Source organism: Planctomycetota bacterium (assembly GCA_026387035.1).
Classification (GTDB): domain Bacteria; phylum Planctomycetota; class Phycisphaerae; order FEN-1346; family FEN-1346; genus JAPLMM01.
Map to the genome: position 1 here is coordinate 1 of JAPLMM010000073.1, position 9,568 is coordinate 9,568.

Consider the following 9,568-nt stretch of genomic DNA (forward strand, 5'->3'; position numbering starts at 1 on the left):
GAAACGAGTTGGGGCCTGAGATTGAGGCCATCAAGGAAAGGACCGGCTCGCCGCCCCGGCTCGCCAGCCTGCTGGCGAGCGACAACCCCGGTGCGCGCGTATACACGCGGAGCCAGGCCAAGTCGTGCGAAGAGGTCGGCATCGCTTACGACCTCGTGGAACTGGCGCCCGACACGAGTGCCGACGCCCTCGGCGCCAAAATCGACGAACTCGGCGCCGACCCGGCGGTCCACGGCATCCTGTTACAGATGCCGCTGCCGCCCGGCATCGACGCGCAGCAAATGGCCGAGCGGATCCCCGCGGGCAAGGACGTGGAGGGGATCACGGCCGCGAACCTCGGCAAACTCCTCTTTTACGAGCCCGCCCAACTCGTGCCGTGCACCGCGGCCGCGGCCTACGAACTTATCAAGTTCGCCGGCTGCCAGGTCAAAGGCGCCGAGTGCGTCGTGGTCGGCCACTCGCCGATCGTCGGCAAACCGGTCGCCTGCCTCATTACGAATGACCTGGGGACGTGCACGATTTGCCACATCGGAACCCGCGACCTGAAGGCCCATACCACCAAGGCCGAAATCCTCGTTGTGGCGGCCGGCAAGGCCGGCCTGGTTCGCGGCGAGCACATCATGCCCGGCGCGACTGTCATCGACGTCGGCATCAACCGCGTCTCCGTCCTCGACGAGCGCGGTCAGCCCGTCCTGAACGACAAGGGCAAAAAGAAGATGAAGACGGTCGGCGACGTGGAGTTCGAGTCGGCCAGGAAAGTCGCCGGCGCCATCACGCCCGTGCCGGGCGGCGTGGGGCCCGTCACCGTCGCAATCCTCCTCAGGAACACCGTCCGGGCCGCCAGGGCCCTGGTGCGGTGACTTTCGGCAATGACTCCTCGCGAGCCCCGGGTGTGACTATATTTTCTGGCATCAGGCAGGGGCTTAGGAGTGTGTGGCACGGCGGGACTTGCCCCGCCGTGCGCTGCACACGGCCGGACAAGGCCGGCCGTGCCACACCAAGTTACAGTTTTGCCTGCGCAGCACCCTATGGGGTTGCCAGAAAATCTAGTCACCCCCCGAGCCCCGCGGCGAGCGTTTTTGGCTTGCCTCGGGCCCTCCACGGCCCTAAACTTCCGGCTTCCCTCAGGCGGGTCCGCCGTCCCCGAGGGCCGGTGGAATCGAATCTGCAGCATAAAGGAGCCGACGCGTGTCCAAGAAAAATGCAGGGGAATTGCCCGAAGGCCACGTGCTCTTCACGAGCGAGGCCGTGACGTGCGGCCACCCGGACAAGATGGCCGACCAGATATCCGACGCCATCCTCGACGCCATGATCGCCCAGGACCCCGCCAGCCGGGTCGCCTGCGAAACTCTTGTTTCGACCGGCATGTGCATCGTCGCCGGAGAAGTGACCACCAAGGCGGTCGTCGACATTCCGGACGTCGTGCGCAAGACGATCAAAGACATCGGCTACACCGACGCCTCCATGGGCTTCGACTACGAGCATTGCGCGGTCCTGGTGTCGCTGAAGCGGCAGAGCCCGGACATCGCCATGGGCGTCAACGCGGCGAAGGGCAAGGAACAGGGCGCCGGCGACCAGGGGATCATGTTCGGATACGCCTGCCGAGAGACGCTGGAACTCATGCCCATGCCGATCCAACTCGCGCACCAGTTGTGCAACCGTCTGGCGGAAGCCCGACGCTCGGGTGAACTGAAATGGCTCCGGCCGGACGGCAAGAGCCAGGTCACCGTCCAGTACGACGAGGAGGGCCGGCCTGTCCGCGTCCACACGGTACTCGTTTCCACCCAGCACGCCGACACCGTCTCGAACGAGGAAATCCGCCGGGCCGTCATCGCCCACATCGTCCATCCCGTCATCCCGGCCGAGTTGCTCGACGACGACACGATTTACCATGTGAACCCGACCGGCCGATTCGTGATCGGCGGCCCGCACGGCGACTGCGGCCTCACGGGCCGAAAGATCATCGTGGACACGTACGGCGGCAAAGGGAGCCACGGCGGCGGGGCGTTCAGCGGCAAGGACCCCTCCAAGGTGGACCGCAGCGCTGCCTACATGTGCCGACACGTCGCGAAGAACGTCGTCGCCGCCGATCTCGCCGACGAGTGCGAGGTCCAGGTGTCCTACGCCATCGGCGTCGCCGACCCCTTGAGCGTCCGCGTGGACACCGCCGGCACCGGCGCGATCCGCGACGTGGACCTCGCGAAGGTCATCCGCGAAGTGTTCCCCCTGAAGCCGCGGGCGATGATCGAGTACCTGGACCTCCTGCGGCCGATTTACCGCAAGACGGCCGAGGGCGGACACTTCGGCCGCGAACTCCCGGAGTTCACCTGGGAAGAACTGCGCAAGGTCGACGAACTCAAACAGGCCGCACGGAAGTACGAGTAATCTTCGTTCGGAAGCAGGAAAGAAAACGAGGCATCTGCCACATTTATGGACAAGGCCCAAAACGCTCTCGCACCTGAGCTTTTTGCCTTGTGGACGAGCGGCAATATTGCTAACGACAAGAAGTTCGGGCGAAGAGTTTTCCGTTACCACCCCCGTTCCGACGAGCACTCAAAGACGCTTTGTTCCATGGTGTTGAGGGACATCGTGGACTCCTGCCCCTTACTGGCCGTGCATGCGAGAGAGGGCAAGATCGTCGCTGGCATCAACGCGGCGTACAGGTTCCCCAACGGTAAGACCAAGACGCTTGATCTTGCCCTGGGCACGCCGTTGAGGAGAATCGCGCCCCCGTCTGGGAGCGAGCGTGTCGGCTTGGGCGAGATCGGCAACCTGCGAATCGCCTTGGAGGCCAAGCAGTGCATGACAGAACACTCGAAAACTCAACCCCGGCTATTCGATGAATTGTCCTCGGCACACGAGATTGTCCACCAAGGGGACACCAAGGCCATCTCGGCGGGGATCGTCGTCGTGAACATCGCGGTCACATATGCCTCCCCGACACGACAAACGAGTGGTTATGGCCCCCCGGTATTCATTTCTCATCGACAGCCGGCCGTGACTGCCTCGATGGTCAATCATCTTCGTGGCCTCTTGTTGCGGGAGAAGCCTGGAGAGGTAGGTTTCGATGCCTTTGCCACGATAGTGATCAATTGCGACAACGTTGGCGCCTGCACGCTGCATACGGCCCCGCCCGCTCCGCAACCCGGCGAGCGGGACCACTACCAGACGTTCTTGGCACGCATCAGCGCTGCGTATTCTGCCCGTTTTTCTGGATAAGAAGAACGGGAGCGTGCGTGAAGAGACCCCGTTGACCGATTTCAGACCGCAGACGGTTTGTCGCCATTTCAAAGTACGCCGGGTCTACTTCGTTGGATATGCTGTTCCGGTTGGCCATCATCGCGGCGACGCTTGTCGTGCCAGTGCCAGCGAACGGGTCCAACACCGTATCGCTAGTGAATGAAAACATGCGAACTAGCCGAAAGGCGAACTCCACAGGAAAGGGTGCAGGGTGTGAACGAGTAGATGCACCGGTCAGCCCCGTCCAGATGGGGCGGAACCACTTATCCTGTTCTTCCTTCGTAAGACGCGAGAAAGCACGCTGTTCGTCCGTTGGTTTGCGATAAGCGCCATGTTTGCGGAGCATCAGGACGTATTCGATGTCGTTTTTTACAATGGCGTTCGGCTCGTAGGGCTTGCCAAGGAACCCACCACCGCGCCGGCCTGCCTCGAACTTGGCGTTGGCGATCTTGTGCCAGATTATGGGGGTCAGATAGTCAAACCCAATCCTGCGTGCCCGCACTGAAATGTCTGCGTGCAGAGGAAAAACGTGATGGCGTCCCCCATTGGCACGCCTCGCAACACAGACGTCACCCACATTGCACACGAGGCGGCCACCGGGCACCAAGACGCGGAAGCAGTGTTGCCAGACCGTGTCCAGTTCGCAGAGGAAGGCTTGGTAGTCGTCAAGATCGCCGAGTTGGTTGGGATGGTCGTTGTACTTCTTCAGATTGAAGTAGGGCGGGGACGTGACGACAAGGTGAACCGTCTCGTCCTCTATCCAATCGAGTCTCCGTGCATCACCCAAGCTAAGCACATGTTTTGTCGCTGGCCCGTTATAAGGGCGAACCGTGGGTATTTCGGTTCGGCGCTTCCGAGAACGCTCAAGCTCCACACTAGTTACGTCGTGTGGGGCAACTGCCAGAACTCGAGAATTGGATTCGGTCATGTGGCGATCTCCTCAGCGATCGTCCTGACGAACCGGGCTACCATGACCCGCCTGTGCACTTTCAACACCATAATAGCCTCTCTGCAAGGCCAAAGCAATGCGCTAGTATTTCCTCAGCACGCCGATGACGACGCCTTGGATCGTGACGTTCGGGGCGTAGATGGGTTGCATCGTCGGGTTCGCGGGCTGAAGGCGGATGCGGCCCTTTTCCTTGTAGAACTTCTTCAACGTCGCGTCGCCGCCCTCGAGGATGGCGACGACGGTTTCACCGTCTCGGGCGGTTGCCCGTTTCTCGACGATCACGTAATCCCCGTCGCGGATCTGTTCGTCAATCATCGAGTCGCCGCGCACCTGGAGGGCGAAGGTTTCGCCCGGGCGGCCGCGGAAAAGGCTCTCGAGGTCCAGAAGTTCCGTGTCCTCAATCGCCTCGATGGGCCTGCCGGCGGCGATGCGGCCGACGAGCGGCAGGCGACCCGCTTCGGGCGAGTACTCCGGCGCGAGGGTCACGCCGCGCGCGAGCGTCGGCTCGCGCGTCAGGACCTTCTTCTTTTCCAGCGCCTCGATGTGCTCGAAGACGGTCGGGCGCGAGACGCCGAGGTGGTCGGCGATCTCCCGCATGGTCGGCGCGTACTCGTGTTCCACCCAGTAATCCTGGAGGAAGCGAACGATCTGGAATTGTTTCGGGGTCAGATTGGCCATGCGATTCTCCTTGTGTGCGCTGGCTGGCGCGGTGTTCGCCGCGCGACTGCGAAACGACAAGCACCCAGCCCCGAAGGGGTCCAACAGCAGAACAAGGATAAACTGGGCGGCTAACTGTCGCTGCGCGAGGCGCTCGTTGCTCGCACGAAGGGAGTAGGGCCGGGGCGCCCCCTGGGCTCGTGCTTCGCAGCGAAGTGCTGCTTCGCAGAGTGGCAGTCGAACCCCGGCCCTCCGTTGGGAACGGCGCCACCGGTGGGAACGGTGACGTGCCCTGGCTTGCCTGGACCGCCGTCTCACCGGGCCGCCGGAGCGTCTGAGGCCGGACGGGAGTGGGAAGCCCGTCTCTCGGCCGCCAGTCGCGCCGGAGGTCGGCAGGCGGGCAACGGCAGGTGGGGGCCGCCGCTGCCGCACTATGGCAGGTCCAGGGTCGCCGTGGTTCTCGCTTCCGGTCCGAGGCCGGTGGGCTGAGGAGGGCACGGGGTAACTCCCCAGCCCCAGGCCGACCTCAAGACTCGGTTGCTGTCCTCGCCGCTCAGGCGGCGGAGTTTGCTTGACCCCCGCCTGGACAAGCGATATAAGCGCCACGTCGTCGCTTGGGAGAAGTTGTCAAAGAGCCTTTCGCCATCGTGTCAGGCGGATGTTAGCCTAACAGTGCCCTAACGTCAAGAGAAAAATCGGCCCCCTGGCCAGGAAAACTTGAACCTTTTCAAGCCGAGTCGGCCGGGAATGCCATAAGAACTGATTCACAAAGAGGTTATGTCTCGGCGATTTTTTCTCGGAGAACTGTCGGAAACTGGCAAATCGGGGAGGAAAATGGCGGGAATGAAACAACCTTTCGCCGATCGGCTCCGCAGAATTCGCAGCGAGTTGCGCCGCCGGCGGATCGGCGGCCTCGTGGTCACGAGTCCCGTGGACGCCGGCTACCTCTCGGGTTTCAGCGGAGACGACAGTTGGCTCCTCGTCGCCCGGCGGACCGTCACGCTCATCACCGATGGGCGCTTCGCCGAGCAGGCCGACCGCGAGACGTGGGGCGTCCGCATCGTCGTCCGGGAAAGGTCCCTTGCCGAGGCCTTGGCCGACGAGATGAAGGGCGGGCCCCTTCGGCGTCTGGGGTTTGATCCGGAGAGCGTGAGCGTCGCGCTCAAGGGCCGATTGCAGAAGGCCCTGGGTCGCGTGCGATTGGCCGAAGCGCCGGGCCTGGTCGCCGGTCTTCGCATCCGAAAAGACGCCTTCGAGCAGCGGGCGATTCGGCGGGCGATTCGCGTCGCCGAGGCGGCGTGGAGCGTCTTTCGCCGGGGCATCCGCCTCGGCATGACGGAGCGCCGGCTGGCGGCGGAACTGGACCACCAGATGCGTCTGGCGGGGGCGGACGGCCCGGCGTTCCCGACGATCTGCGCGGTGGACGCCTCCGCCGCCATGCCGCACGCCGTCCCGGGGAATCGTCGGCTTCGGCGGGGTTCCGTGCTGCTGGTGGATTTCGGCGCGCGGGTGGGCGGCTATGTGTGCGACTTGACACGGACGCTTTTCGCCGGTAGGATTGACCCTCGTGCCCGGCGGGTGTATGAGGCCGTGCGGGCGGCGCAAGGAGCGGCCATCGCGCGGGTGCGTCCCGGGGCGGCCTTTACGGAGGTGGACGCGGCGGCGCGGGCCGTGCTGAGCGAGGCGGGGCTCGCGAGCGCGTTCGGTCATGGGACGGGACACGGGATCGGCCGCCAAGTGCACGAACCGCCGGCCCTCGGGCCGCGTGCGGGCAAGGGAACTTTGGAGCCCGGCATGGTGGTCACGATCGAGCCGGGGGTTTACCTCCGGGGGGCGTTCGGGATACGCCTCGAAGACGATTGCCTGGTGACGAAAACAGGACGGCGCGTCCTGACGCGCGTCGAGAAAGACCTGGAGGCGATGGTTCTGTAGCCGTCGCCTGTTTTGTCTGCCTGCGTTGCCGATGCCGCATAGGGAGGACGACCATGGCTGAAGACAAGTCGGCGAAGAGCCAGGGACCGGCGGCGCCCGGGTCGGAAGGCCCGGCCCTGGAGACTATCCGGAAACTGGTGGCCCTGATGGAAGAGCACGGCCTGGTGGAGGTGGAAGTGGAGCAGGAAAACCTGGCGGTTCGTCTGCGCAAAGGCGGGGCGGAGGCGCCGGTCGTTCAGGCGGCCGTGCCTGTTGCGCCGGCGGCGCCGGCGCGAGCGGCAGCGCCGCCGGCCGCCAGCCTGCCGACAATCAACTCGCCGATGGTCGGCACGTTCTATGTTTCCTCGAGCCCCGAGGCCGACGCGTACGTCAAGGCCGGCGACCACGTGACGGACGAGAGCGTCGTCTGCGTCATCGAGGCCATGAAAGTTTTCAACGAGATCCGGTCCGAGACGAGCGGCACGATCGAGAAGATTCTGGTGAAGAACGCGGCGCCGGTCGAGTTCGGGCAGCCGCTGTTCGTCATTCGGCCGGATTAGGCCACTTTGCAGAGGGGGTAATTGAAAGCGTATTGGGTGGCACGGCCGGTCTTGTCCGGCCGTGCGGGGCGCACGGCGGGGCAAGGCCCGCCGTGCCACACGGGAAAAGTTGCCGACCGGATGAGGCGTTCGGCATCCCCGGGCCGCGCCGGCGAGGTGGAGTATGTTCCAGCGGATTCTGGTCGCGAACCGCGGCGAAATCGCCTTGCGGATCATCCGCGCCTGCCGCGAGATGGGCATCGAGGCCGTCGCCGTCTTCTCCGAGGCCGACCGCGACGCCGGGTACCTGGACCTGGCCCACGGCGCGATCTGCATCGGCCCGGCGGCGCCGGCCCAGTCGTACCTGAACATTGCGCGGATCATTTCGGCGGCGGAGGTCGCGGACGTCGACGCGATCCATCCGGGGTACGGCTTCCTGGCGGAGAACCCCCATTTCGCCGAAGTGTGCCGGTCCTGCAACATTGAATTCATCGGCCCGACGGTCGAGGCGATGAGGCGCCTCGGCGACAAACTCGAGGCCCGCCGACTGGCGAAGCAGTCGAAGATTTACACGATTCCCGGCAGCAAGGAGCCGCTCCAGAGCGAGGAGGAAGCGCTCGCGCTGGCACACGAGATCGGCTACCCGGTGATGGTGAAGGCGGCGGCGGGCGGCGGCGGTCGGGGCATGCGGATCGCCCACAACGACATCAGCCTCGTCCAGGCCGTCCGCCATGGCCGCACCGAGGCCGAGGCCGCCTTCAAGGACGGGCGCGTGTACCTGGAGAAGCGCGTCGAGGCCGTCCGCCACGTCGAGGTCCAGATTCTGGGGGACAACTACGGCAACGTGGTGCATTTCTGGGAGCGCGACTGCTCGCTCCAGCGTCGGCATCAGAAACTGGTGGAGGAATCGCCGTCGCCCGCCATCAGCGCGCGCACGCGCGAGAAACTGTGCGACGCGGCCGTGCGGATGGCCCGCGAGGCCGGTTACACCAGCGCAGGAACCGTCGAGTTCCTCGTGGACCAGAACGAAGCGTTCTACCTTCTGGAGGTCAACGCCCGCATCCAGGTCGAGCACCCCGTGACCGAAATGGTGACCGGGACGGACCTGGTGCAGTGGCAGATTCGCGTGGCGGCGGGCGAACGGCTGCGCCTGAGGCAGCGCGACATTCCGCAAACCGGCCACGCCATCGAGTGCCGCATCAACGCCGAGGATTGCGCGAACGGTTTCCGGCCCTCGGCGGGACCCATCCAGACGTTCCGCGTGCCCGGCGGCCCGGGCGTCCGCGTGGACACGCACTGCTACGAAGGGTACGCCATTACGCCGCACTACGACTCGATGATCGCGAAACTGATCGTCCACCGGCCGACGCGAGAGGCGGCCGTCGCGACGATGCGCCGGGCGCTCGACGAGTTCCGCATCGCTCCGATCAAGACCACGATCCCGGTGCACCAGGAGATCATGGCGAACCCGGATTTTCTGCGCGGGAAGGTGGACACGGGTTGGGTGGAACGGGTGTGGCAAGGCCGCAAACGGGCTTGACAGGGGCGGCCAGCGCGCGGTGAACGTGTCGATCACTGTGCATGGTTAGCCGCGAGCCGGGAGGCGAGCGAGTGGGTGGGCCGAGACCGCAGGAGTTGGTGTGATGCCGCTGAGCGTGACGGTGGTGGGGGTGGGACTTGTGGGCGAGGCGATTGTCTCGTGCCTGAAGGAGCGCAAGTTCCCCTGCCGGTGGCCGCCGCGCGTCGCCGCCACGCGCGAACGGCCGGAAACCCTCGCGGGCGAAAGGATGCTCGTCGAGGAAACCAGCGCCGCCGTCTTCGAGGGCGCGGACCTCGTCCTCTTTGCCGGCCAGGAAGGCGCCAAGGGCGCGAGCGTCACGTGGCGGGAAACGGCCGAACGGTGCGGGGCGTGGTGCATCGACAACGGGCGCGACTTCCGCCTCGCCGAGGACGTTCCGCTGGTCGTCCCGGAGGTGAACGCCGACGCCATCACCCGGAAGAGCCGGTTCATCGCCAGCCCGAACTGCTCGACGATTCAACTCGTGGTGGCGCTCGCGCCGATTCATCGGGCCGCACGCATCCGGCGGATCCACGTCGCGACCTATCAGGCGACGAGCGGCTGGGGGATGAAGGGGCCGCAGGAACTCCGGCGCCAGACGCCGCGGGCTTTGGAGTCCCTCGAGACAATCGAATACGACCCGGGCGTCTTCGCGAGACCCATCGCCTTTAACTGCATCCCGCACATCGACCGCTTCATCGAGGACGATTACAC

General features: G+C 65.0%; 9 protein-coding genes. 7 read left to right on the forward strand and 2 right to left on the reverse strand.

What is annotated here, in order from left to right:
• The first annotated feature begins 8 nt into the window (after positions 1-8).
• From NTX40_02380 to NTX40_02390, 3 genes are all read left to right on the forward strand, one after another.
• On the forward strand, positions 9-860 hold the full coding sequence (locus NTX40_02380; GenBank protein MCX5647934.1) for a bifunctional 5,10-methylenetetrahydrofolate dehydrogenase/5,10-methenyltetrahydrofolate cyclohydrolase: 852 nt from the start codon (positions 9-11) through the stop codon (positions 858-860).
• Between the two features lie 352 nt (positions 861-1,212).
• A complete protein-coding gene (gene metK / locus NTX40_02385; protein ID MCX5647935.1) occupies positions 1,213-2,385 on the forward strand; it encodes a methionine adenosyltransferase in 1,173 nt (390 codons plus the stop codon).
• Between the two features lie 45 nt (positions 2,386-2,430).
• Positions 2,431-3,219, forward strand: coding sequence for a hypothetical protein (locus NTX40_02390; GenBank protein MCX5647936.1), 789 nt, complete (start codon positions 2,431-2,433; stop codon positions 3,217-3,219).
• On the opposite strand, the gene NTX40_02395 is transcribed toward NTX40_02390, so the two are convergent.
• Positions 3,185-4,168 (reverse strand): site-specific DNA-methyltransferase, encoded by a 984-nt coding sequence (locus NTX40_02395; protein MCX5647937.1) that lies wholly within the window; start codon positions 4,166-4,168, stop codon positions 3,185-3,187. The two genes, NTX40_02390 and NTX40_02395, sit on opposite strands and share 35 nt — an antisense overlap.
• 102 nt (positions 4,169-4,270) lie before the next feature.
• Positions 4,271-4,867, reverse strand: a complete 597-nt coding sequence (gene lexA, locus NTX40_02400) for a transcriptional repressor LexA (GenBank protein MCX5647938.1) — start codon at positions 4,865-4,867, stop codon at positions 4,271-4,273.
• Positions 4,868-5,689: 822 nt separating this feature from the next.
• Between lexA and NTX40_02405 the strand changes: the two genes are divergently transcribed.
• The 4 genes from NTX40_02405 to NTX40_02420 all read left to right on the forward strand — a co-directional run.
• Positions 5,690-6,778, forward strand: a complete 1,089-nt coding sequence (locus NTX40_02405) for a Xaa-Pro peptidase family protein (GenBank protein ID MCX5647939.1) — start codon at positions 5,690-5,692, stop codon at positions 6,776-6,778.
• A gap of 53 nt (positions 6,779-6,831) precedes the next feature.
• Positions 6,832-7,317 (forward strand): acetyl-CoA carboxylase biotin carboxyl carrier protein, encoded by a 486-nt coding sequence (gene accB, locus NTX40_02410; protein ID MCX5647940.1) that lies wholly within the window; start codon positions 6,832-6,834, stop codon positions 7,315-7,317.
• Positions 7,318-7,480: 163 nt separating this feature from the next.
• Entirely contained in the window at positions 7,481-8,836 is a 1,356-nt protein-coding gene (accC, locus tag NTX40_02415) for an acetyl-CoA carboxylase biotin carboxylase subunit (protein MCX5647941.1), read from the forward strand.
• Positions 8,837-8,939: 103 nt separating this feature from the next.
• Positions 8,940-9,568 (forward strand): Asd/ArgC dimerization domain-containing protein (locus NTX40_02420; protein ID MCX5647942.1); only part of this gene is annotated, 629 nt, incomplete at its 3' end.

Excerpts from the sequence above, each read along its gene's own strand:
- accB (MCX5647940.1), top strand. The coding sequence starts at position 6,832 with ATGGCTGAAGACAAGTCGGCGAAGAGCCAGGGACCGGCGGCGCCCGGG.
- NTX40_02405 (MCX5647939.1), top strand. The coding sequence starts at position 5,690 with ATGAAACAACCTTTCGCCGATCGGCTCCGCAGAATTCGCAGCGAGTTG.
- NTX40_02395 (MCX5647937.1), bottom strand. The coding sequence starts at position 4,168 with ATGACCGAATCCAATTCTCGAGTTCTGGCAGTTGCCCCACACGACGTA.
- accC (MCX5647941.1), top strand. The coding sequence starts at position 7,481 with ATGTTCCAGCGGATTCTGGTCGCGAACCGCGGCGAAATCGCCTTGCGG.
- lexA (MCX5647938.1), bottom strand. The coding sequence starts at position 4,867 with ATGGCCAATCTGACCCCGAAACAATTCCAGATCGTTCGCTTCCTCCAG.
- NTX40_02390 (MCX5647936.1), top strand. The coding sequence starts at position 2,431 with ATGGACAAGGCCCAAAACGCTCTCGCACCTGAGCTTTTTGCCTTGTGG.